A 21,746-nucleotide genomic window follows, 5' to 3' on the forward strand; every position below is an offset into this window, starting at 1 on the left:
GCACGATTATGTTAGATCAAGCAATGAAGCAGCAGCTAAAAGCATACCTAGAAAACCTAAAAACCAATGTTCAGTTAGTGCTTAGCCTGGATGGCAGCGACACCGCGAACAAACTTCAAGATCTGGCGAATGACATCTCGTCTTTAACCGATAAAATTGAAGTGACTCGCGATGACAGCGCAAGCACTCGCAGCCCTATCATGCAGGTCGTGAACCAAGAGAAAGGCACCGCGATCGGTTTTGCCGGTTTGCCAATGGGTCACGAATTTACGTCACTGGTTCTAGCACTGCTTCATAGTGGTGGTCACCCTATCAAGCTTGAAGCGGACGTAATCGAGCAAATTAAAGAACTCGATCAAGAGCTTAATGTAGAGATTTTTATCTCGCTCTCATGCCAAAACTGTCCAGAAGTGGTTCAAGCCTTCAATATGATGTCGGCGATTAATCCTCTGGTTAAGACAACGATGATCGACGGCGCAGCATTCCAAGATGAAGTGAAGTCTCGCGACATCATGGCAGTACCAAGTGTATTCGTTAATGGTGAGCTATTTGGTCAAGGCCGTATGTCACTGGCTGAAATCCTTAACAAGGTTGATTCAGGCGCAGCGGAAAAGAAAGCAGCAAACCTAAACCAACAAGCACCGTTTGATGTATTGGTTGTCGGCGGCGGCCCTGCAGGTTCTTCAGCGGCAATTTATGCTGCACGTAAAGGCATTCGTACTGGTGTGGTTGCTGACCGATTCGGCGGCCAAGTGATGGACACCATGGCGATTGAGAACTTTATCTCAGTGAAAGCAACCACCGGCCCTAAATTAGTGGCAAGCCTTGAAGAGCACGTAAAAGAGTACGGTGTTGAAGTAATGACTGAGCAGCGCGCTGCAAACATCATTGCGGCAGAAGACACTGAAGACGGTTACATCCACGTTGAGCTAGAGAGCGGCGCAACACTACGAGCTCGCACGGTTATCACAAGTACAGGTGCTCGCTGGCGTGAAATGAACGTTCCGGGCGAGCAAGAGTACCGCAACAAAGGTGTTGCTTACTGCCCACACTGTGACGGTCCATTGTTCAAAGGCAAAAAAACAGCGGTTATCGGTGGCGGTAACTCAGGTATTGAAGCGGCTATCGACCTAGCAGGTATCGTGGAACACGTAACTGTGCTTGAGTTTGCGAACACACTGCGCGCTGACCAAGTGCTTATCGACAAAGCGAACGCAACACCAAACATCGAAATCATCAAGATGGCACAAACAACGCAAGTGATTGGTGATGGCAACCGTGTAACCGGTCTGGAATACAAAGACCGCAACACCGATGAACTTAAACAGATTGAACTCGCAGGTATCTTTGTTCAAATCGGCCTGATGCCAAACAGCGAATGGTTGAAGGGTTCGAAAGTTGAGCTCTCACCACGCGGTGAAATTGAAATTAACGCTCATGGCGCAACATCAATGAAAGGTGTGTTCGCAGCGGGTGACGTAACAACCGTACCTTACAAACAGATCATCATTGCGATGGGTGAAGGTGCGAAAGCAAGCTTAGGTGCATTTGACCACCTAATCCGTAACTCAGCTCCAGTTAAAGAGGCTGAAACCGCTTAACCTTTACACTGAAAAGCTTAAAGCTTTTAACTCAAGCTCCTTAAATATTTGTTAACTTAATTCTTTACTGTTAACGACTTAGTCGACATTTAGACGCCACTCCTATGGATTTAGGAGTGGTTTTTTTCTTTGTGATTTACGCCGGTTGATAAAGCATAAAGGCAACCACCATCGCTAAGCTTCCGCCCAAGCAACGGTTCACAAACATCATCTGTTTTGGTGATTGCAGTAGCTTTTTAAGCATGGTGCCGCAATACGCCCACACCAACATGCACGGTACACCGGTAATCACCATACCCGCGATAATGGTCACGACTTGAATCAAGTAATCTGCATTCGGAGTGATGAACTGCGAAAACACGGTTAATGACGCTATCCAACCTTTAGGATTTAACACCTGCACCAACACACCCGACACAAAGCCTGAACGATTGTCGGTGGTGCTTTCTTCGATTTGCATATTAGCAATCGACCACGCCATGAACAGCAAATAAGCCGCACCCGCGTATTTCAAAATGCTGTATAGCTCTGGGTAAAGGGTAAATAGGCTCACCAAACCGACACTAGAACCCGCCAGTACGATGATGATGCCAACAGCGTTCCCAGAGATAAAAGGTAAAGTCGCAGCAAATCCATAACGACTTGAAATCCCAAGTAATGCGATATTGCCTGCCCCAGGGGTAATTGCAATTGATGTTGAAAATAGCAAGAACGCCAGCATTAATTGAGAGCTCATTTCCTCTCACTCCTAATAAGTAAAGTATTTATAGGGAGAGAGTTTACAGATTCGACTAGGAATTAAATTGCTATATAGGCTAATATTAATCCAAATTTGAGCAAGAATTTTCCAAAATAGCCATGAAACAGAAAGAATCCACCAAAGAAGTATTGGATGACACAGATATCGCCATCTTAGAGCATATCCAGCAAGACGGACGCATGAGCAACAGCAAGCTCGCAGAGAAGGTCAACCTCAGCGAAACCCCATGCTGGCGTCGTTGGAAACGCATGGAGGAAACTGGCTATATCGATGGTTACGCCGCTAAGCTGAATCGTAAGAAATTAGGCTTTCATGTGGCTGGTTTTACTCTTGTGACCTTGGGTAACCATGAAGTTGAAAACACAGAACCATTCGAAGAATTTGTCGCGGTAACCGATTGGATTCCTATGTGTCACTGCATTGCAGGCGGCGCCGATTACATGGTGCAAGTGTTGGCCAAAGATTTGGAAGAGTACTTTGAGCGTATTAGCTCGATCAGACGAGTCAAAGGCGTGAGTGCGATTCAGTCGAACATCTCAGTAAAAGAGTTGAAAAACAGCTATCAGCTTCCTCTTGAGGACTAGTTCACTTCTTCTGATAGCCTTTTTCTTTTAGCAAAACAAAAGCCCAACACCCTAGGTTTCTAAAACTTAGGGGCTGAGCTTTGTTTATTTAGGTTCTGGAAGTGAGTGTACGCTAATTCCCCACACCACCGGTATTGTCTGGCTGAGTTTCTGGCGTCTTAGGTGGCCACTCTTTGAAGGTCGCTAGGTGTTGCTGTACCGCCGCTTGAGCAGGGCCAAATGCCCACATCTTCTGCCCCATCCATTTCAAGTACATACCCGACTCTTCAGCTGCTCGCTCGTAAGGATCACGACGCAGGTTGAACAGCAATGGCGCGTTAAGTTCTTCTTTCGGGCCACTCCAACCGTGATTCTGAACCACGAAATGCGCTTTCCAATCACCAACACGAACCGCTTGCAGCTTGTCTCGTTCGTAGTAGTAGATCTCTTTACGGTTTGACTCGCCTTTCTCAGTCAGCATATCCACTTGGTTGTAACCATCAAGGTGCGCTTTAAAGCCATCGTGACCTTTCAGCAGTTTTTCTTTTAGATCCGTTGGACCACCAGCCGCAGCGACCAGAGTGGGTAACCAGTCCATACCATCAAAGATGCCATTGCCTACAGTACCCGCAGGGATTTTACCCGGCCAGCTAACCAGAGCAGGGGCTCTTACGCCACCTTCCCAAGTTGTGCCTTTCTCACCGTGATAAGGTGTCATGCCGCCATCAGGCCAAGTCATGATCTCAGGGCCGTTATCGGCAGTGAAAATGATGATGGTGTTGTCGGCAATACCGAGTTCTTCCATCTTCGCCATCATCTCACCGACGTGATCATCAAGATCTTTCATGACCACTTCTTGAAGGCCCCAACCGTTTTGGCCGAGCATCGCTTCGTATTCAGGTGAAAGGTGCGTCCAAACGTGACCGCGTGATGGACAGTACCAAGTGAAGAAGGGCTTATCCGCCTCAACCGCCCTTTCGATGAAGTTGATCGCGTGTTTATTTACTTCGTCATCGAGTGTACGCATACGCTCGATCGACAATGCACCATCGTCTTCGATCGTTTGACCACCTTTACCGTCTGATCTTGCGTATATGACATTACGAGGTGCAAAGGCATCCAAAGAGCCATCTTTTGGCCAATCTGGATCTTCTGTGTATTCCATTGCATTCAAGTGATACAACCAACCCCAATACTCATCAAATCCGTGCATTGTTGGTAGGAATTCATCTCGGTCACCAAGGTGGTTCTTACCAAATTGACCCGTCACATAACCCATGGTTTTAAGAACCTCAGGAAGCGTTGGCGTGTCAGCACTTAAACCAACTGGGCCACCCGGTAACCCAACAGAGTGCATGCCTGTTCGAACAGGAAGTTGCCCCGTTAAGAATGCAGAGCGCCCGGCCGTACACGATGGCTGCGCATAATAATCTGTGAGTAGCATGCCCTTTTCAGCAATACTATCGATGTTTGGTGTTTCACTACTCATCACACCATTGTGATAAGCACTCAGGTTTGAGATCCCAATATCATCCGTGAAGATAACAAAAATATTCGGTTGCTCTTGTGCTGACCATGCCGATAGCGAAAAGCTACTCAACACACTCATCACAACAAGGTGGAAAATCCTTTTCATAGAATGTCCTTATACTGTTTCAGATTGCTCTTTATGAATCATTTTTAAACCAACTAAACCAAAGCCCAACTCCAATATTAGATAAACAAAAAGTAGCCAATGCGGCATGCCATCCACCACCAAACTGATGACTCGTCCGGCAGCTAAACCCAACATGAATACCACCAAACTATAGAGCGCTGGCAGTCGATACTTTTTGAACAGTGCGCCAAACACCCAAAACAACGCCAGAGCTAAATAAAGCCCCATCACTGCACGAAAGATATGAGTAACGTTGATGGGTGTGGCGTCGATACCAAATAGATAGTCAAGAGAGACTACGGGGGCATAACCATAAGACAGTGCAATAGGTGTTAAACCTAAAACTGCAACGAACAAGAAAATACTCTGTGGCTTCATACCCTAACTCTTTTAACTTGGCTCATTTCAAAAAACATAGTCTACAATCAGCAATATACAAGTTGCATATATGAAAATTGCCCCCCGGAAGGCACATTCATAAACTTGCTACTTCACACAAAAGATAAGGATATCGATATGGCTAAATGGCGTTACCTAATCGCATCAGTATTAATGGCTAGTTCAACCGTAAGTGCGCAAGAAGCAAGTACACCGATGGATACAAAAAAGTGGCAACATAGTTTCGAAATCTACGCGCTCGCACTCAATATTCGTGGAGACAGCACCATTGGTAATTTGTCAGCAGATGTTGATGTTGATCCTTCATTCATCATGGATCATCTTGATATGACCGCAATGGTGCGTTTAGAGGGTGACTATGACAATCAATGGGGCTATTACATTGACTACAGCTTCATGAAACTAAGCGGAAAAACAAACTCGGTATTAGGATCCAACGCAGAGTTATTAAGAGGCAACCTTGATATCCGACAAGGTGTTTTAGATGTGAAGGGTTTTAAGCGCTACCAATACGATTTTGGCACGATTGATTATCTGTTTGGGCTTCGTTGGTGGGATAACGACATTGATACCAAGCTTTACGGTTCAGGTGGTAGGTTAAGTGTCGACCGATCACTTGATGAAGATTGGGTTGACTACCAAGTAGGTGTGAGATGGATAACGCAGATCAATAAGGATTGGAAGTTTCACGCAACCATTGATGCAGGGCTTGGTAGTGACACCAACTTTACCTCATCTCTGTTAACTGGCGTGCGATACCAGATAAACAGTTGGTCTGACTTAAATGTTGCCTACAAATCGACCTGGGTTGATTACGAAAACAAGGGGACCTTTGAATACGATACCGCATCGCAAGGGTTCCTGATTGGTTGGGCTGCTCATTTCTAGTCAAACAATAAGAGGTAAGCCTGATATCGTTAGGCTTACCTGACAATGTCAATCTTTCAAGAGTTAATGCCGGTTTTAACTAACGAACAAGCAAAACTACCCATCAACGACCTAGTTATTCACAGTGTTTGGAACTACGCACTCTTTCTTCATGATAGTTAAGCCGGCCTCGAGAGTTTCTGTCCAAGCTTGTTCGACGCTTTCATCGTAGTGAGGGTCATATTTTTTAACTGTATTGAGTAACGAATTGAACCACTCGTTGAGCTCAATCTCGGAAATATCCAGCCCTAGGTCTTTATGCCTTTTACCCAATTTCTTTACTGAGTTACGCACGCTTGGTAGACCAGCAGAGTTATAGATAAGAATGATCGAGGCTTTAAGCATCTTGGTTTGTTGCTCTAACCCTATATTTTCAAAACGTTCTGAAAACCTTGGGTTATGCTCGCAAAAATCAGCCAAAAACGTTTCGAGAAATTCTTGGTCAATCCGGCAGCGCTCAAAACTTTCATAAAACAGTTCGTTCGGTTTCATCTAGCCAGTCCTTTGCAAAATTTTGAGTTATCGGGAAGCTAACAAGTCCAGAGCCGCAACTTAGCCAACTCCGAACCATCAATATGATCTAAGTATACGCCACTGTGGCATAAAATGAACGATGGCATAACGTAAACTACGGCATAAAGTGCGTTGCACAAATCTTGTTTCCATCAGGATCTCGCAAATAAGCCATGTACAAGCGACGCTCGTCAGAACCTCTCGCTCCGGGGCCATTTTCAATGCTGGTACCGCCATTTTCGACGCCAACTCGATGCCACTCATCTACAACTTCAGGAGAAGACGCAAGAAAACCCACCGTCATGCCGTTGCCGTGAGTCGCAGGCTGACCATCAATCGGCTTCGTTAAGCCCAACACACCTGTTTGACTAACGTAAACACAGCGCCCTTTAGAATCAACAGAGCCTTCGCTATAACCAAGCACTTTCATGATTGGGTCATAAAAAGCCTTCGCGCGTTCAATATCTTCGGTACCGAGAAAAACATGGCTGAACATAACTAACCTCTTCTTCTATTGAAAGAACAACCTAAACTAGACCTATAATTCGTGTTTGTCTAGGCACGCTATTCGGTCACAACTGTTGCTTAACCCATTGAGCAAACACCTGAAACTTAGTTCGTTGCTCCATGCCTTTCGGGAACTCAGTTAGTCTGTTCAACAATTCGTTGTGCGCCCTGCCCTTGGTCATGCAAGATATCATCAGGATTTAGCAAGTTGCACTTTTGCATACTCAAGCATCCGCAACCGATACAGCCGGTTAAGTTCTCTTGTAGCGATTTAATCTGCGCCATTTTGCTGTCGAGTTGACCCTGCCACTTCTTAGCAACCCGCTCCCAGTCTCGCTTAGTCGCGGTATGGTTCATCGGCAGTGTCGATAATTCTTCGGTGATCTCTTCCAGCGTGAAGCCTATCGACTGCGCGACTTGTATCAAAGCAATTCTTCTCAACATCGCCGACTGATAACGGCGCTGATTTCCGTTAGTACGAATTGAAGCAATCAACCCCTTGGTTTCGTAAAAGCGTAAGGCCGAAGGAGCCACGCCACTGCGCTCAGCCAACTGGCCTATGGTGAGGTATACGATGTTTCTCATGATCTTTCACTTCCTGTTTGAATAGCCGTTTCTTCCTGATAATAACCAGTATACTATAGTTCATTTTAACTTGAAGTTTGCGTTCAAACTTAGGTTTGGGCTAGATTACAAAATACGCGCAACAAAGCAACCTAACGTATTGATTTTTTTGAGCTATGATTTTGTTCGCTGATTACCATACATGTCGTCAAACCCGGGAATGCCTTGCTCCCACACAGGTTTATCTTCACCGACAATGGTTTTCAATGTATCAATGAAGAGCTTGGTTTTTATGGGTGCATCTCGATGTGGGTACACCGCATAGAAAGTGCCAAAGTCATCCAAGTTTAAGTGAGTCATAATAGGCACTAACTCTCCACTGAGCACTTCATCTTCAATCATCTGCGCCGTGACAACCGCGAGAGTACTGCCAGTTAGCGCGCTCTTGGAAATCATCTCAACGTCATTCACTTTATAAGCGGCATTAAGCTGGAAATGCTGCGCTTGCCCCTCTTGATCGACATAAGAAAACTTATCAATCAACAAACCCGGAGCGGCATAGATAGTCGCAGGTAATGACTCTAACTTTTCGATGGTGTTGATCTCGCCATGCTGAGCAATGAACTCAGGTGAAGCGACAATCAGCAATCGACTTCTGGCTATCTTACGGCTGATTAGGCTGGAGTTTTTGGGCTTACCAATACGGAAACCAATATCAAACCCTTCTTTAACCATATCGACGATTCGGTCTTCGAGTCTCAATTCAAAATCAACATCTGGATACTGCTTCTGGAAAACCGCAATCGCCTGCTGAACATATTGTCGACCGAACATGGTCGAGCTGGTGATTCTTAATAACCCTCGAGGCTCTGCATGATAATTTTGCGCCAAGCGTCGAGTATCGTTCAACAGTGCACGAAGCTGATGCGCTTGATTGACCATCTCATTGCCTGCAGCTGTCAGAGATAACGAACGAGTGGTTCGATTGAGTAACCGAACATCCAGCTCTTCTTCAAGACGGCTGATCTGTTTAGAGATAACGGAACGGTCGACGTTTCTTTGCTCCGCCACTTTGACAAACGAACCCAGCTCAACCACTTCAAGTAACAATAATAAACGACTCGATATATCCATAACGCCCTTTGTTGCATTTAAGGCACCAATCAAGTGCCAATATGACTATTTTTCTCATCTTATTACAAATCTATAGTAGCTGCACATAACGGAGACAACATTCAGTCCCGACCTAATAGAGGAACACCCCATGACACTACTATCTGTGACTAACCAAAATGGCATCGCAACAGTATCGATCAACAACCCACCAGTGAACGTGCTGACTTTCGACTTGATCAACGAGATCAATGCCTTTGTACTTTCATTGAAAGATGATCGTGATACTAAGGTTGTGGTCTTCAAATCATTACATGAGAGCTTCTTTCTGGCTCACCTAGATCTCAATGTGATCAACGGTACACAAGGTGGACAAGCTGGTTCGATTGAATTCAACCACATGATTGAGAACATTAAAGCGATGAAACAAGTCTCTGTCGCGGTAGTTGATGGCGTAGCTCGTGGGGGCGGTAATGAATTTGTGATGGCGTGTGACCTTGCTTACGGCACTGAAAACTCGGCGTTCGCACAACCAGAAATTCATGTAAACATCCCAACGGGTGGCCAAGGCGCAGTTCAATTTGCAAGACGCATGGGCAAAAACAAAGCGCTACAAGCTTTGCTGCTTGGTAACGATTTTACGGCTCAACAAGCAGAAGAGCGTAACATCATCACGCAGTTTGTACCGAAGGCAGAGCTAGAGGGTTTCTTAGCAGCGACACTCGGTGTAATCAGCCAATTAGAAGTACGTGATATCGTGATGTACAAAGAGATCATCGCTGCCTCAATCAAAGATGAGCAAGCGGGCGCTGAACTAGAACTTCGTTACTTCTTAGAGCGCGCAAAAGAGCAGAAAACCGCAGCAATTATCGGTGCGTTTCTAAAACACGGTGGTCAAACTGAGCGTGAAGCGAAAGACATTCAAGGTATCTTCGTTGACACCGCAGCAGAGTTATCACAATAGACAATGACGCAATTAAATGGCCATCGCTTGATGGCCATTTATGTATGTATCTACTTATTTATCTATTTATCTGTGCACCGATGTAGTAATTCTCTCACTCACTGAAGCAGTTAGATCTGACTCATGATCGATTTCAGGCTCTCGGCCATTTCGGCATTGATGATCTCACCCGTTTCTACATTAAAGTTGTCGTAGAAACTTGGCACCGACATCGACCCCTTCACATCTGCATCAAAGTAAGGTGCCGAATTTACCGCAGACGACAACACAGAGTTTGCGCCGCCTGGGCCTGGTGATGTGGAGAGCATCACAACAGGTTTGCCTTGGTACACTTTCATGTCGATTCGTGATGTCCAATCAAACACATTCTTAAAGGCTGCGGTGTATGAGCCGTTGTACTCTGCAAAAGAGATGACCACAGCATCAGCTTCGCCAATCTTGCTAAAAAAGCGCTGCGCGTGTTGATGAACGCCGGACTCTTTTTCTCTATCTTCACTATAAATAGGCATCTCGAAATCATTAAGATCGAGCACCTCTACTTGTGCGCCCTCAACTAAGCTTGCGGTGTACGCTGCCAATTGTTGGTTAATCGATGCTTTACTGTTGGTCGCGCCAATCGCTAATACTTTCATTGTTGATCCTTGTTCATTTTTCTCACCTTTATGCACTAGGTGACAAGGTGATAGATTGTGTTTTTAGATTGGGGATGATGATAAAACCTCAAGTTAACTTGAGGTAAAGCGATATTTTCAAAAAAACAGGAAATAACTTAAAAACACTTATAAAGCAGTTAATTACGAAAGGTTAAACATAGATTGGCATTACACAGACAAAAATAAGCACACCCAAAATACAGTGAGTGTGCTTTATCGAAATACTATTTACTTAAGTTGATTTGGTGAACTGACACCAGAGTAAGCGACTCCAGATAGTTCGGCCATTTCGCGATTCCATGTTGCCAAATCGTGAGGGTTAAACTGATTCAAATGATCATGACCGCACGCTCTCGCCATCACTTGCATCAATTCAGTCGAGGCTTCGAAGAAATTCTTCAATTGATTCGATGCCTTCTCGACATTTAACCGTTGGCGTAAATCGGCTTTTTGAGTCGCGATACCCGCAGGGCAATTATTGGTGTTACACATTCGGGCGGCAACACAACCTATCGACTGCATGGCACTGTTTGAGATAGCGACCCCATCAGCGCCAAGCGCCATCGCTTTTACGAAGTCCATCGGAACACGAAGCCCACCAGTAATGATTAAGGTGACTCTGTCACTGACGCCTTGTTTATCCAGATAGGCTCTGGCACGAGCAAGCGCTGGAATGGTCGGCACACTAATATGGTCACGGAACATTTCTGGTGCCGCCCCAGTACCACCACCTCGACCATCCAAGATGATGTAATCGGCACTGGCATCAAGTGCGAACTGAATATCCTCTTCAATATGATTAGCACTCAACTTGAAGCCAATTGGGATCCCGCCCGTCACTTCTCGAACTCGGTCGGCAAAATTTTTGAAATCCTCGACGGTTTTTAGATCAATAAAGGTGGGTGGAGAAATCGCGGCGGTACCCGCTTCAATGCCACGCACCTCTGCTATCTTGCCAATGTTCTTCGCCCCCGGTAGGTGACCACCTGTTCCGGTTTTAGCACCCTGCCCACCTTTAAAATGGAAGGCTTGGACATTTTTGAGCTTAGATTCATCGTAACCAAATTGTGCGCTGGCTAGTTCGTAAAAGTAACGTGAGTTTGCCGCTTGCTCTTCGGGTAACATACCGCCCTCACCGGAGCAGATACCCGTCCCTGCGAGTTCGGCACCTTTCGCCAATGAGACTTTTGCTTCTTCAGATAGCGAGCCAAAACTCATATCAGACACAAACAAAGAGATGTCCAATTTGAGTGGCTTCTTCGCTTTGGGGCCAATAATCAGTTCAGTTCCAACGGGCACATTCTCCAGCAAAGGCTTGGTGGCCATTTGCGCGACCATCACTTGAATATCGTCCCAGTGAGGCAATAGATGTCTTGGAACGCCCATGGAGGTCATTGGCCCATGATGTCCAACCTTGGATAAACCATCACGCGCCAGTTGATGAATAAACTCGACGGTAGGTTCTTCTTTGGTTGCGCTCGCAGCTGGCGACAAATCTGGCGCAGCCGCTTGAATGTGAACCTCCGGGCCTTCTTGCCCAACTTGTTCCGCTGTGAACTGTTTATGAGTGCCATCGCAGAAAGGAAGGTTGTTGGAATACTTACAGCGACAAAGGTAGGCGTCTCCGCTCTCTTCGGCGACAAAGCTTTTCGGTTTGAACCCCGTACCAGCATGAGAACCGTCACAAAACGGTTGGCTTTTCGATTTCCCGCAGGTACAGAAGTAATACTCTTCTCCCTCTGTCAGCTCGATTTTGACGGGTTTGTTATCCGCGATTACTGGACTCTTCATAGTTCGTTCACCTTTTCTTTTTTATGATTTGATGACTGAAGCGATGACTTGCTCGCAAGAATAAAGTAAAGGTGAGATACGCGGCTAATTCAATAAACGGATGAAGTAAAGCGACTCCAGTCTAAAGCCTGAATCACCATCAAACCGATAGCCATCGTGCTGATATTCATATCTTGGTTTTATGCCTCAACAATATCTATTCTGTCTAAATAATGGAAAACCACTTTTAAAGACCAACACCAAGGCTCTCATCATTAACTCAAGTTTTAAGTTTGTAGGGTTAGATCAGACAAACTGAAATTTTGTTATATAAAAATTGAGCTAGAATTATCTCAGCTTCCAAAGGTAAGCCAGAAATACAAACGGCAGTACGACAATTAATTTCAGCTGAAATAGGTAAACACTTTAACCTTTCCAGCAACAAAGAGAGAAATCATGAAAAAATCATTCAAGAAAGGCCGTATAAGCGGACTTGTTAGTATCGCATTGTGCCTAGGTGCGTCAGGTGCTTTTGCCGCGGATTACGACCTAGTTATCGAGAATGGACGAGTGATGGACCCTGAAAGCATGCTGGATGCTGTATTAAACGTCGGGATCAAAGATGGTCAAATCATCAAAATCACGGCAGAAAAACTCGACGGTGATGAGACAATCGATGCAACAAATCAAGTGGTTGCCCCAGGTTTCATTGATACCCACTTTCACTCGCTAGATGGTTTATCTATCAAGCTTGCAGCCCTAGATGGTGTAACAACGGGTATGGATCTGGAAGTCGGTGCGATTCGCGTCGGTGAGTGGTATGAAGAAAAAGCGGGTAAATGGCCACTGAACTACGGTACTGGTGTCAGCCACGAAGGAGCTCGTCTTCAAATCCTAGATCCTGAAGTGAAAATTACAGGCCCACATGATGCAACTACGATTCTTGGCTCGCTTCGAACTGAAGCGGCTAAAGACGGTGTGAGTGGCTGGTCTGAGACCAAAGCTGATATCGAGCAGATGAACCAAATCCTTTCTGTTCTTGATCAAGGCTTTGCAGAAGGTGCATTGAACCTAGCTTCAACAACCGCTTATATGAAAGATGGTTTGACGGCATTTGAGATGTACGAGTCCATGAAAGTCGCAGCAAACTGGGACCGATTTGTATCATCACATACCCGTTTTCACGCTAACCCTTCAAATCCAGAAGCACAGCTGGGTTTTGACGAAATCTTTACCAATGCGATGCTTCTCGACTTACCATTTTTGATGCTCCACAACAACGACTTCGGTTGGTGGGAAGTAGAAGAAAAGCTAAAGCTTGCACGAGAGAAAGGCTTAGTGATGTGGTCTGAATACTATCCATATGATGCGGCATCCACTGCGATTGGTTCATCTTTCCTTGTACCGGAGTCTGTGGAAGGGATGTACAACGCGAAGTATGAAGAAATGATGTACGACCCAACACGCGATAAATTTCTGACCAAAGAAGAGTATCTGGTCATTGCCGCTGAAGAACCGGGTCACTTGGTGGTTCTGTTTAGCCCTGCACGTAAAGATTGGATGAAATACTGGCTACAAATTCCAAACATGACCGTTGCAGCAGATTCTATCTATTCAGGTTTAGGTACTGATTCTTGGGATGCCGATCCAACAGAATATCAAGGTCACCCTCGAACTGCGGGTACTCGAGGCAAAGTATTACGTATGGCACGTGAAGAAGGCGTACCATTGTTATTCACACTTGCTCAAACGTCTTACTGGGCAGCAAAGCATCTAGGTGATGCGGGTGTTGAATCAATGAAAGTTCGTGGTCGTATGCAAGAAGGCATGGTTGCGGATATCACCATTTTCGACCCAGAAAACGTAACCGATAATGCGACTTACAAAGCCAAAGAACAAGGCAATCCAACAACCGGTATTTCTTATGTCATCGTAAATGGTGAGCAAGTGGTTAAAGAAGCTGAGTTCCAAAAAGTATGGGCAGGCCAACCCATTCGTAACACACCATCGGATGAATCGCGATTTGAAGGATTGAGCAAAGAAAAGTTCTTGGAAAACCTAACAGTACCAACGATTTCTATCGATGACTCGGGTGCCTCTGGCAATCCGCAACTATAGAAAAAAGTGAGGTAATCATGATCAAAAAGGCTATATGTGCATTGCTACTCACGGGTTCGTTTTCAGGAACGACAAGTGCAACTAGCATCGATGATATGGGATTTGATGTGTCTAGTTTTAAACAAACAGGACAACAAATATCTGTCAAAGAACCGAAAGCGCCAACGTTAGTTCAGGAGAGTAAACTGGCCTCATATGTAAGCGAAGTCGGCGTAGATGTCGCCAATTTGTCTCAGGTGCAAGTTGATGATTTGATCGGAAGTTATGACCAATTGCCATCAGCGATCTTTTGTGATGAACATCAAGAGTTCGAGATTCAGATATCAAGGACGAATATCTGGCAAAGAACGAAACTGATGAAGTTACGACAAGCGATTGGAGACGATCTACCTAACGCGCACTAATATGCCCTCATAACAGCCAGTGATTTTTACTGGCTGTTTTTTCATCTAATAAACCCAAGTTAGAAGTATTCATCATAAACGTGTTGGATGTATTCATTAGCAGCAGTAACGATAGATTCCCTTATCCCTTCAATATGTAAAGAATGTGGGCTCCATAAAGAAATGGGAACCTCTAAACCTTTTTTAATCTCAGTAGGCTTGAGCTCAACTAAATTCTGCTGCACAAATTCAGAGTAAATAACAGAGCGAGGAAGTAACGCCCAACCTAAGTCTAGCCGAACCAATTGGATCACAAGCGCAAGTTGGTCAACAAGCTCATAGTTAGCAGAAAGGGTGACTTTATCTGCCATCCCTTCATCGATTAATGATTTCAAGATTAACTGCTTAGATATTTTTAACTTAGAGAACAGTTCGTTTGGTGGCGTTTTACTCAGTTCACTGCCTTTACTTGCGAATGGGAGCAGCGTAAGGGTTTCTAGGTAAACCGCGTGAAAGCTATTCATCGCCCTACTCTCATGAGTATTCAAAAAACCGAAGTGCAGTGTCCCATCTTCAATCCCCTGCTCAATCTCCTTTTTATTCATGACCAGCATATTGACTCGACAACCTGGAAAGTCTTTTTGTAATTGCATTCTGATATCAGCCAAAATGAGCTGTGGCATAAAGCTTAGATAACCGATATTGATGGTTTCTGGTTCGCCTTGGGAGATGTTGAGCGCTATTTTATCAAAGGCTTTTAGCTGCTCAACGGCTTGCTTGGCATAGCGGTAAAGTAATTTACCTTCTTGTGTTGCTTCAACACTGCGACCTTTGCGCTCAAAGAGTGCGACATCAAGAATATCCTCTAAATTGACAACAACTTGCCCGATGGTACTACGGTGTTTATCTAGCTTAGCGGCAGCCTTGCTAAAAGATTTTTGCTCGTAAACCGTCACAAAGGTGGAGAGTTGCTCGAGGCTGAAATTCATAGATGACTCCAATATTCAAATAATGCTTTATTACTTTCAAATCAATCACTTTGACGTGATGAGTATAGACAGAACATGCATAGGTTACGACTTCCACCTCAAAAAAAAACAACAAGGTTCAAATAGTTTGTCTGATCACGTCAGACAATAGCAATTCTGAGTTTCCATTAAACGTTTATATCATTCCGGCTTATCTAAACAACCTATGTGAAATACCGATACGAATACAAAGAAGACTTTATCCAAAGCGGTGGATTTGGCATCAACAACCAAACCGCGATTGGTGGTACTGCTGCGGCATTCCTGAACGTTAAAAACTGGCGACGATGGCACTTTTTTCACCTTCAATCCGGAATACACATATATCGACGGCGATCTTGAAAGCAGCACCTTGAAAACAACACTCCGTCTAGCAACACCTTTATCACAAGATAAATCTCGCTGGGGAGAGCTTAGAGTTGAGAACACTTATGGCGAAGTAACAATCAAGTTCAGTCATCCAATCCTAAAGTAGATACATCATTATTTTTGCACTCAGCGTATTTGATTAACCAAGCTGAGTCGTAATTACTAAGAGGTTAAAATGAAACATCTTTTGAATATGTCAACGATTGCTCTGATATTGGCATCAGGGGCAACAACCGCTGAAGTAATGTCAGTAGAGTCCTCGACTTCGCGTTCACATTACGATTCATGGAATGAAACCAAGCAAAACCTTCAAAAAGAGCATGGCTTACAGTTGGGCATGGATTACAACATGCTGAGTATGGGAGCGATTGATCCTCTTGGGGATGCATCTGCTGCGGCAGGAGCATTAAGAGTCTTTGGTCAATGGGATCTTATAGAGACAGAAGATGGAGACAAAGGCGGAATTGTATTCAAGTTTGAGCATCGACATAAATACACAGAAAACTCCCCGAAAGAATACGGTTTGGCCGATCTCGGTTACTTAGGTTTTGCTCACTCCTTATATGGTGATCAAGGCTTTAGAACCACTCATTTATTTTGGCGTCAATCTCTACTGCAAGAACAGATGGTGGTTTACGCCGGTTTCTTAGACATGACGGATTACACCGATTTTTATGCGTTAGCTAGCCCATGGAATGACTTCAACAGTGGTGTGTTTACTTCCGGAAGTGGAACGATTGGTGGATTGCCTGATGGTGCACTGGGTGTTATGGCCGGCGGTTTTTTCTCAGATAGCATTTATGGCTCGGCCAGTATTCTTGATGCTAAAGGCAACGCTTCTGACTTAGTTGAAGGAGCCAAAGAGCTCGTTGACACAGGGGCCACTTGGAAAAGCTTAGAACTCGGTTGGACACCAAGTAAAGATATGCTGTTCATCAGCAATGCTCATATCAGCCTATGGCAGCGTGACGCAGTTGGAAACGATGATGAAGGTTACGGTATCAACCTGTCTCTATCAGGTTTAGTGGCTGCACGTTGGTTGCCTTTCATTAGGGCTGGATGGGCTCAAGATGGCGGAGCCATGTATGACGCCTCAGTAAGCGCCGGCTTTGGTTACATTCCTGCACAGAGAAACCAAGACATGTTTGGACTGGCAGTTAACTGGGCAAGCCCAATGGAGAGCACAACGCAAGGGTTGGACTTAGACGACCAATATACAACTGAAGCGTATTACCGAGCTCAAATCACACCATGGCTGCAAATTTCTCCAAGTGTGCAAGTTCTGAATCACACCGCGGTTGATCTGACCAATGGCTTCGACAACATCAATTTAATCCAGAATAAAACCGATGTGGTATTTGCCCTAAAAGCAAAATTCGAGTTCTAAATTAAACACACGTACAAATGATATTAAGGAAAATATCGTTATTAACCTTGCAGGAGTGCTAAATAAATTTCGAGTAAAAAATGAAAGTAAAAATATTCTTGGCGATACTCTTAGGTATGGCTTGTAATACTGCGACTGCGGAAGCAGAAAAAACAAGTAACGATCAAGTACAACGAATTATTCTTGTTCGACATGCCGAAAAGCCAGATGACGGCCTTGGTAACCATTGCTCCAACTGCGATCCAATATGGCATGCCCATCAACACACAATATGGTTGGAATGACTTTGAAGTTATTCTTAGATAAATACCGTAATGCAGATCTTTTACTGGCGTGGGAACACATCAGCATTGAAGTGCTTGTTACTTTGATTAAGCATCGCTTTGATAACGTTGACCCAATCCCAGAATGGCCAAATTCTGATTACGACATGTTTTTAAGTTAATCATCGATTGGAGTAAACCGAGTGATCTGACAATCAATGTTCATAAACAAAAGTTTGGAGACATCTCGACTGAATGCCCTAGCACCAAATAAGTTGCTGGTTAATGGCTTTTATCGAACAACAATCAGAAGAGTGAATTAACCTCAGCCCGAGTACACAATAACAAGTTACTCCGTACTCAGGCAAAAACTAGTCAACCTTTAATACAACAAGCCTCTAATCAAACAATTCGATAACCAATTTATTGTCTTTAATCACTAGATTGGGTTCCGATGACTTAATCAACGACTCTTGAACCTTGTTGCTGTCGAGTTTGTAAACCGGAGACTGGGACAAAGCAAAACCTATCATCGATACAGCTGGTTTGAGTAGTGTCTCTATTTCAGGAGAAAGCTGTTTGTCTTTTTCTTCAAAGCGCTCTAAACGCAGTGATTTCAAATAAATCTCGCCGCTCTCTTTGTCATATTCAGGAATCGCACTGAACTCGATATCAAGATCCAACCTCATATTCGGCACGTTAAACACCTGAACTTGTGCATTGGTATTCGCCAGAACAGACACGCGCTCGGCATCAGCTCGGCCAATTTGCACCGCTAAGTCATCGACAGCGACTTGCGCATACATAACGTTTTGTACACCCACTTCTTGCTCTAACATCACCGAATCTTGAAGGTAGTTCGTCATTTCTTGCTCGGTCACGCTGTAGCTAACACAACCACTTAGCATTAGGGCTATGAAGGCTATAATGAAGCGGCTCATTGATTTCGTTGTCATTGGGGATCGACTCTTAATATGTAATTGCATGGAACGGATTTTACCTCGAGATGGTACTGTAAAATAGTCGTCACAATTACAGTGTCGGATAACTGAGTAAAATGATCCACCTAATCGGTGATTGCGTATAGTTGGGAATTGGTAAAAATAGTAAGGGAAGCAATGACTTCATTAACGATATTCTACGATGGGACTTGCCCGTTGTGCGCAAAGGAGATGGCGGCACTTGCAAAGCATGATGTCGAGAATAAGATTCAAACCATCGATATCTACAGTGAAGCCTTTTCAGACTACCCTCAGATTGATGCCGACGCAGCCAACACCATTTTGCATGCACTGGATGAGAATGGAAAACTGCTGCTAGGTTTAGACGTGACCTACCAAGCGTGGCGCTTAGTAGGAAAAGGTTGGCTATACGCCCCTTTACATTGGGCGATATTCAAGCCAGTGGCCGACTGGTGTTATCTTCGGTTTGCCAAGAACCGATACAAAGTCTCTTTCTGGCTAACTGGAAAGTCACGCTGCGATGGTAACAGCTGCTCAAAATAGTACTTGGTTAAGACATACCACTTGCGACTTTGTAATACACCACACCAAACAGCGCAGCAAAAACTAAAACGGTAACCGCGACTTTTAACCAAATAAACTTCATGTTTTGTCCTTTAAATTCTGTTTACTGTTTCGCGAGACAAGTTACCACAACAAAACATTCGGTTGGGTAATGATTTATAGAACTTTGTAGTGAGTCTTGATAACTAAGTGAGAACCTTTATGTCGGCAAAAGAGAGAAATCTACCTACCCATCGTATTTCAAGATTCAGTAAGTTCGCCTCGCTGGCAACAAGGGTCGCGGGTAATGTGCTGACGGAAGGCACCAAGCAAATAGCACAAGGCAACAGGCCCAAAGCAAAAGACTTACTGCTAACGCCACAAAACATTGCTCGGCTCACCGATCAACTCGCACACCTGCGCGGTGCAGCAATGAAACTGGGGCAGATGCTATCAATGGATGCAGGCGATGTCTTAGAACCTGAATTAGCCGATATTCTTTCTCGCCTGCGCTCAGACGCAGATCCTCTGCCAACAAAGCAGCTCAACCAAGTGTTAGAAAGCTCACTCGGCATCAACTGGAAAGCCGAATTCCTTTCCTTCAACTTTAAACCTATTGCCAGCGCATCTATAGGCCAGGTTCACCAAGCCTATAGCGATGCGGGAGACAAACTTGCCATAAAAGTCCAATACCCAGGCATTCGAAAAAGCATCGACAGTGATGTAGACAACGTAGGTACATTGCTGAACATCGTTGGTTTGATTCCCAAGTCTGTCGATTACAAAGGCTTATTAGAAGAGGCAAAAAAACAACTACATGATGAAGCCGACTATGCTCGCGAGGCTGACTATGCGACTCGTTATCAAAATGCATTAAAAGAGCACTCTCACTTCGTCGTGCCTAAGATTCATGCGCAAATCTCATCAGAATCGGTGCTCGCCATGGACTTCATTGAGGGCATCTCGATAGAGCAAATTGAAGGTTATGATCAAAGTACTCGAGATTTTGTGATGCACAGCTTGCTCGAGCTTCTGTTCAGAGAGTTATTCGACTTCAAGATGGTGCAAACCGATCCCAACTTCGCCAACTATCTTTACGTTGAAAACACGCGACAGATTGGGCTTTTAGACTTTGGGGCAACCCGAGAATACAGCGACCGCTTCAGTGATGGCTATCGTTTGGCTTTTACCTCTGTGATTACTCACGATGAACAAGGACTCAACAAGGCGTTAGAGCAGATTGGATTTTTTAGCGAGACCATCCTCCCAGACCAGCGCCAAGCGATTCTCAACTTAGTGAAAATGGCCTGTGAACCCATGCTTGTCGATGAAGATTACGACTTCAAAGCCAGTGGTTTAGCCCAAAGGCTTCGTGAAGCGGGAACCATACTCAGCATGGAGCAAGAGTATTGGCACACACCACCAGCAGACGCTCTATTCCTCCACCGAAAGATTGGAGGCATGTACCTGCTGGCATCTCGCCTTGGAGCCAAGGTGAATATCAGGAGCTTGGTGGCTCCATATCTTATCTCAGAGAGCAAAAGCACAACTAAAAGCGCGAGTTAATGAGACAGTAAATAATACGCAAAGTGATCATTTCATCGTGCTCAAGAGTAATAACCATTACGCCAACTAAAATGAGCCAACCCTATGAAATGTTCACTACTTTGCTCAACCGCACTGATTACAAGCCTCACGAGTTCCATCGCCTTTGCAGCGAGCTGTCCCGAAATACTTAATGGCAAACAGCGCTTGTTAAACTCAACCGAAGAAATCGCCTTGTGCGATGAGTTTCAAGGCAAAACTCTATTGGTGGTAAATACAGCGAGCCAATGTGGCTTCACTCCGCAGTTTGAGCAACTCGAGCAACTTCATCAAACCTACAAAGACCAAGGCTTCACGGTTATCGGTTTCCCAAGTAATGATTTTCGCCAAGACAAGGGAAGCGAAGAGAAGGCGGCAAAGGTTTGTTACCTAGACTATGGCGTGACCTTCCCAATGATGGCGCGAGCTTCACTGTCTGGTAGCAACGCCAACCCCGTGTTTACAGAGATACAACAGCAAGCGGGCGTAACGCCTAAATGGAACTTTTACAAATTCTTGATCAGTAAAGAAGGTAAAGTCGTCGCCACCTTCCCTAGCTCCACATCTCCAGTGAGTGCCACGCTCAAAAACGCGATTGAGCAGCAGTTATGAAGGCGGATTACATGGCAACAACTCAAACCCGTAACACCATGGCCAAACTGGGGTACATGGGGTTAATTCCGTTTTTATTCGGTCTTCTCCTTTCGCTCACCGACAGCCAATTTATGGGGATAAGCGGTGAAACGCTGTTCATCACCTACAGCGTGGCAATTTTGAGTTTTCTTTCAGGGATCTTGTGGGCAAATGGCATCGAAAACTTTGAAAGCCAATCAAGTAACAAAGCACTGCTAATAAGCAACGCGATTGTGCTCATCGCTTGGCTGGCAGTATTGCTTGGCGAACAAAAAGAGCTAGTGACAACTCTGATTCTCATCTTTGGTTATATTGCGGTTTGGCGAGCTGAAAGGACGATGAGAGAAGAGAACCAGAGCCAAGGTCCTGATGGCTACTTTGATATGAGGACTCGGCTGACCTCTAGTGTCGTGTTAATGCACGGTATCGTGATGCTAACCTAGAGCTACGAGATTGTCTTTGAAGTGTGAGCCTTTGATTTAGTT

The 21,746-nt window shown here is 44.8% G+C and carries 24 protein-coding genes; 13 read left to right on the top strand and 11 right to left on the bottom strand.

Translation table 11 applies throughout. The annotated features are described in order from the left end of the window. Window positions 1-8: 8 nt before the first annotated feature. Window positions 9-1,601, top strand: a complete 1,593-nt coding sequence (ahpF, locus tag AB4329_RS02430) for an alkyl hydroperoxide reductase subunit F (RefSeq protein WP_102320539.1) — start codon at window positions 9-11, stop codon at window positions 1,599-1,601. 136 nt (window positions 1,602-1,737) lie between these two features. Here ahpF and AB4329_RS02435 read toward each other — a convergent pair whose 3' ends face one another. Beyond that, window positions 1,738-2,337, bottom strand: a complete 600-nt coding sequence (locus AB4329_RS02435) for a LysE family translocator (protein WP_017071831.1) — start codon at window positions 2,335-2,337, stop codon at window positions 1,738-1,740. Between the two features lie 122 nt (window positions 2,338-2,459). Between AB4329_RS02435 and AB4329_RS02440 the strand changes: the two genes are divergently transcribed. After that, on the top strand, window positions 2,460-2,945 hold the full coding sequence (locus AB4329_RS02440; RefSeq protein ID WP_102320540.1) for an Lrp/AsnC family transcriptional regulator: 486 nt from the start codon (window positions 2,460-2,462) through the stop codon (window positions 2,943-2,945). 112 nt (window positions 2,946-3,057) lie between these two features. Here the strand turns inward: AB4329_RS02440 and AB4329_RS02445 are convergent, their stop codons facing one another. Continuing rightward, complete coding sequence (locus AB4329_RS02445) at window positions 3,058-4,560, bottom strand: arylsulfatase (RefSeq protein WP_372072962.1); 1,503 nt, start codon at window positions 4,558-4,560, stop codon at window positions 3,058-3,060. A gap of 9 nt (window positions 4,561-4,569) precedes the next feature. After that, entirely contained in the window at window positions 4,570-4,959 is a 390-nt protein-coding gene (locus AB4329_RS02450; RefSeq protein ID WP_017071827.1) for a DUF4345 domain-containing protein, read from the bottom strand. Window positions 4,960-5,097: 138 nt separating this feature from the next. On the opposite strand from AB4329_RS02450, the gene AB4329_RS02455 reads away from it, so the two are divergent. Then, window positions 5,098-5,868 (top strand): DUF481 domain-containing protein, encoded by a 771-nt coding sequence (locus tag AB4329_RS02455; RefSeq protein ID WP_102320542.1) that lies wholly within the window; start codon window positions 5,098-5,100, stop codon window positions 5,866-5,868. Between the two features lie 111 nt (window positions 5,869-5,979). On the opposite strand, the gene AB4329_RS02460 is transcribed toward AB4329_RS02455, so the two are convergent. The 4 genes from AB4329_RS02460 to AB4329_RS02475 all read right to left on the bottom strand — a co-directional run bounded on the left by AB4329_RS02460 (window position 5,980) and on the right by AB4329_RS02475 (window position 8,625). After that, the gene (locus AB4329_RS02460; protein ID WP_017071826.1) at window positions 5,980-6,399 is read right to left on the bottom strand and encodes a globin; all 420 of its coding nucleotides are present in this window, start codon (window positions 6,397-6,399) and stop codon (window positions 5,980-5,982) included. Between the two features lie 136 nt (window positions 6,400-6,535). Then, window positions 6,536-6,916, bottom strand: a complete 381-nt coding sequence (locus AB4329_RS02465; protein WP_102393686.1) for a VOC family protein — start codon at window positions 6,914-6,916, stop codon at window positions 6,536-6,538. Between the two features lie 146 nt (window positions 6,917-7,062). After that, window positions 7,063-7,512 (bottom strand): redox-sensitive transcriptional activator SoxR, encoded by a 450-nt coding sequence (soxR, locus tag AB4329_RS02470; RefSeq protein WP_017062186.1) that lies wholly within the window; start codon window positions 7,510-7,512, stop codon window positions 7,063-7,065. A gap of 153 nt (window positions 7,513-7,665) precedes the next feature. Beyond that, window positions 7,666-8,625 carry a LysR family transcriptional regulator gene (locus tag AB4329_RS02475; RefSeq protein ID WP_012604456.1) on the bottom strand — a complete coding sequence of 320 codons (960 nt, stop codon included), beginning with the start codon at window positions 8,623-8,625 and terminating at the stop codon, window positions 7,666-7,668. A 130-nt stretch (window positions 8,626-8,755) separates the two neighbouring features. Here AB4329_RS02475 and AB4329_RS02480 point away from each other — a divergent pair, with 130 nt between their 5' ends. After that, complete coding sequence (locus AB4329_RS02480; protein WP_136975921.1) at window positions 8,756-9,568, top strand: enoyl-CoA hydratase/isomerase family protein; 813 nt, start codon at window positions 8,756-8,758, stop codon at window positions 9,566-9,568. A 110-nt stretch (window positions 9,569-9,678) separates the two neighbouring features. Here AB4329_RS02480 and AB4329_RS02485 read toward each other — a convergent pair whose 3' ends face one another. Further along, complete coding sequence (locus tag AB4329_RS02485; protein ID WP_372137620.1) at window positions 9,679-10,200, bottom strand: NADPH-dependent FMN reductase; 522 nt, start codon at window positions 10,198-10,200, stop codon at window positions 9,679-9,681. Between the two features lie 249 nt (window positions 10,201-10,449). Then, window positions 10,450-12,012 (bottom strand): glutamate synthase-related protein, encoded by a 1,563-nt coding sequence (locus AB4329_RS02490; protein ID WP_372137621.1) that lies wholly within the window; start codon window positions 12,010-12,012, stop codon window positions 10,450-10,452. Window positions 12,013-12,447: 435 nt separating this feature from the next. Between AB4329_RS02490 and AB4329_RS02495 the strand changes: the two genes are divergently transcribed. Together AB4329_RS02495 and AB4329_RS02500 are read left to right on the top strand one after the other, a co-directional pair. Further along, window positions 12,448-14,109 carry an aminoacylase gene (locus AB4329_RS02495; protein WP_372137622.1) on the top strand — a complete coding sequence of 554 codons (1,662 nt, stop codon included), beginning with the start codon at window positions 12,448-12,450 and terminating at the stop codon, window positions 14,107-14,109. A 17-nt stretch (window positions 14,110-14,126) separates the two neighbouring features. Further along, complete coding sequence (locus tag AB4329_RS02500; protein WP_017071821.1) at window positions 14,127-14,513, top strand: hypothetical protein; 387 nt, start codon at window positions 14,127-14,129, stop codon at window positions 14,511-14,513. Window positions 14,514-14,572: 59 nt separating this feature from the next. Here AB4329_RS02500 and AB4329_RS02505 read toward each other — a convergent pair whose 3' ends face one another. Continuing rightward, window positions 14,573-15,481, bottom strand: a complete 909-nt coding sequence (locus AB4329_RS02505) for a LysR family transcriptional regulator (RefSeq protein ID WP_017039121.1) — start codon at window positions 15,479-15,481, stop codon at window positions 14,573-14,575. Between the two features lie 583 nt (window positions 15,482-16,064). Between AB4329_RS02505 and AB4329_RS02510 the strand changes: the two genes are divergently transcribed. The 3 genes from AB4329_RS02510 to AB4329_RS02520 all read left to right on the top strand — a co-directional run bounded on the left by AB4329_RS02510 (window position 16,065) and on the right by AB4329_RS02520 (window position 17,721). Beyond that, a complete protein-coding gene (locus AB4329_RS02510) occupies window positions 16,065-17,276 on the top strand; it encodes a carbohydrate porin (protein ID WP_372137623.1) in 1,212 nt (403 codons plus the stop codon). Between the two features lie 80 nt (window positions 17,277-17,356). Next, on the top strand, window positions 17,357-17,560 hold the full coding sequence (locus AB4329_RS02515; protein WP_017069640.1) for a hypothetical protein: 204 nt from the start codon (window positions 17,357-17,359) through the stop codon (window positions 17,558-17,560). A 2-nt stretch (window positions 17,561-17,562) separates the two neighbouring features. Then, window positions 17,563-17,721, top strand: coding sequence for a hypothetical protein (locus tag AB4329_RS02520; RefSeq protein WP_372050963.1), 159 nt, complete (start codon window positions 17,563-17,565; stop codon window positions 17,719-17,721). A gap of 216 nt (window positions 17,722-17,937) precedes the next feature. Here the strand turns inward: AB4329_RS02520 and AB4329_RS02525 are convergent, their stop codons facing one another. Further along, window positions 17,938-18,495 (bottom strand): DUF1439 domain-containing protein, encoded by a 558-nt coding sequence (locus tag AB4329_RS02525; RefSeq protein ID WP_372137624.1) that lies wholly within the window; start codon window positions 18,493-18,495, stop codon window positions 17,938-17,940. 162 nt (window positions 18,496-18,657) lie between these two features. On the opposite strand from AB4329_RS02525, the gene AB4329_RS02530 reads away from it, so the two are divergent. The 4 genes from AB4329_RS02530 to AB4329_RS02545 all read left to right on the top strand — a co-directional run bounded on the left by AB4329_RS02530 (window position 18,658) and on the right by AB4329_RS02545 (window position 21,704). Then, window positions 18,658-19,044, top strand: a complete 387-nt coding sequence (locus AB4329_RS02530) for a thiol-disulfide oxidoreductase DCC family protein (RefSeq protein ID WP_372137625.1) — start codon at window positions 18,658-18,660, stop codon at window positions 19,042-19,044. A 222-nt stretch (window positions 19,045-19,266) separates the two neighbouring features. Next, complete coding sequence (locus AB4329_RS02535; protein ID WP_372137626.1) at window positions 19,267-20,610, top strand: ABC1 kinase family protein; 1,344 nt, start codon at window positions 19,267-19,269, stop codon at window positions 20,608-20,610. A gap of 84 nt (window positions 20,611-20,694) precedes the next feature. Then, window positions 20,695-21,240, top strand: a complete 546-nt coding sequence (locus AB4329_RS02540) for a glutathione peroxidase (protein ID WP_102393681.1) — start codon at window positions 20,695-20,697, stop codon at window positions 21,238-21,240. After that, window positions 21,237-21,704 (top strand): DUF3429 domain-containing protein, encoded by a 468-nt coding sequence (locus AB4329_RS02545; RefSeq protein WP_017062213.1) that lies wholly within the window; start codon window positions 21,237-21,239, stop codon window positions 21,702-21,704. The genes AB4329_RS02540 and AB4329_RS02545 overlap by 4 nt, the downstream gene beginning before the upstream one ends. Window positions 21,705-21,746 lie beyond the last annotated feature (42 nt).

Origin of the sequence: Vibrio sp. 10N.261.54.A5 (genome assembly GCF_041471145.1) — a bacterium.
Taxonomy (GTDB): domain Bacteria; phylum Pseudomonadota; class Gammaproteobacteria; order Enterobacterales; family Vibrionaceae; genus Vibrio; species Vibrio crassostreae_C.

What these genes read in the sequence shown, in the direction of transcription:
- ahpF (WP_102320539.1), top strand. Translation starts at nt 9, where the DNA reads ATGTTAGATCAAGCAATGAAGCAGCAGCTAAAAGCATACCTAGAAAAC.
- AB4329_RS02435 (WP_017071831.1), bottom strand. Translation starts at nt 2,337, where the DNA reads ATGAGCTCTCAATTAATGCTGGCGTTCTTGCTATTTTCAACATCAATT.
- AB4329_RS02440 (WP_102320540.1), top strand. Translation starts at nt 2,460, where the DNA reads ATGAAACAGAAAGAATCCACCAAAGAAGTATTGGATGACACAGATATC.
- AB4329_RS02445 (WP_372072962.1), bottom strand. Translation starts at nt 4,560, where the DNA reads ATGAAAAGGATTTTCCACCTTGTTGTGATGAGTGTGTTGAGTAGCTTT.
- AB4329_RS02450 (WP_017071827.1), bottom strand. Translation starts at nt 4,959, where the DNA reads ATGAAGCCACAGAGTATTTTCTTGTTCGTTGCAGTTTTAGGTTTAACA.
- AB4329_RS02455 (WP_102320542.1), top strand. Translation starts at nt 5,098, where the DNA reads ATGGCTAAATGGCGTTACCTAATCGCATCAGTATTAATGGCTAGTTCA.
- AB4329_RS02460 (WP_017071826.1), bottom strand. Translation starts at nt 6,399, where the DNA reads ATGAAACCGAACGAACTGTTTTATGAAAGTTTTGAGCGCTGCCGGATT.
- AB4329_RS02465 (WP_102393686.1), bottom strand. Translation starts at nt 6,916, where the DNA reads ATGTTCAGCCATGTTTTTCTCGGTACCGAAGATATTGAACGCGCGAAG.
- soxR (WP_017062186.1), bottom strand. Translation starts at nt 7,512, where the DNA reads ATGAGAAACATCGTATACCTCACCATAGGCCAGTTGGCTGAGCGCAGT.
- AB4329_RS02475 (WP_012604456.1), bottom strand. Translation starts at nt 8,625, where the DNA reads ATGGATATATCGAGTCGTTTATTATTGTTACTTGAAGTGGTTGAGCTG.
- AB4329_RS02480 (WP_136975921.1), top strand. Translation starts at nt 8,756, where the DNA reads ATGACACTACTATCTGTGACTAACCAAAATGGCATCGCAACAGTATCG.
- AB4329_RS02485 (WP_372137620.1), bottom strand. Translation starts at nt 10,200, where the DNA reads ATGAAAGTATTAGCGATTGGCGCGACCAACAGTAAAGCATCGATTAAC.
- AB4329_RS02490 (WP_372137621.1), bottom strand. Translation starts at nt 12,012, where the DNA reads ATGAAGAGTCCAGTAATCGCGGATAACAAACCCGTCAAAATCGAGCTG.
- AB4329_RS02495 (WP_372137622.1), top strand. Translation starts at nt 12,448, where the DNA reads ATGAAAAAATCATTCAAGAAAGGCCGTATAAGCGGACTTGTTAGTATC.
- AB4329_RS02500 (WP_017071821.1), top strand. Translation starts at nt 14,127, where the DNA reads ATGATCAAAAAGGCTATATGTGCATTGCTACTCACGGGTTCGTTTTCA.
- AB4329_RS02505 (WP_017039121.1), bottom strand. Translation starts at nt 15,481, where the DNA reads ATGAATTTCAGCCTCGAGCAACTCTCCACCTTTGTGACGGTTTACGAG.
- AB4329_RS02510 (WP_372137623.1), top strand. Translation starts at nt 16,065, where the DNA reads ATGAAACATCTTTTGAATATGTCAACGATTGCTCTGATATTGGCATCA.
- AB4329_RS02515 (WP_017069640.1), top strand. Translation starts at nt 17,357, where the DNA reads ATGAAAGTAAAAATATTCTTGGCGATACTCTTAGGTATGGCTTGTAAT.
- AB4329_RS02525 (WP_372137624.1), bottom strand. Translation starts at nt 18,495, where the DNA reads ATGACAACGAAATCAATGAGCCGCTTCATTATAGCCTTCATAGCCCTA.
- AB4329_RS02530 (WP_372137625.1), top strand. Translation starts at nt 18,658, where the DNA reads ATGACTTCATTAACGATATTCTACGATGGGACTTGCCCGTTGTGCGCA.
- AB4329_RS02535 (WP_372137626.1), top strand. Translation starts at nt 19,267, where the DNA reads ATGTCGGCAAAAGAGAGAAATCTACCTACCCATCGTATTTCAAGATTC.
- AB4329_RS02540 (WP_102393681.1), top strand. Translation starts at nt 20,695, where the DNA reads ATGAAATGTTCACTACTTTGCTCAACCGCACTGATTACAAGCCTCACG.
- AB4329_RS02545 (WP_017062213.1), top strand. Translation starts at nt 21,237, where the DNA reads ATGAAGGCGGATTACATGGCAACAACTCAAACCCGTAACACCATGGCC.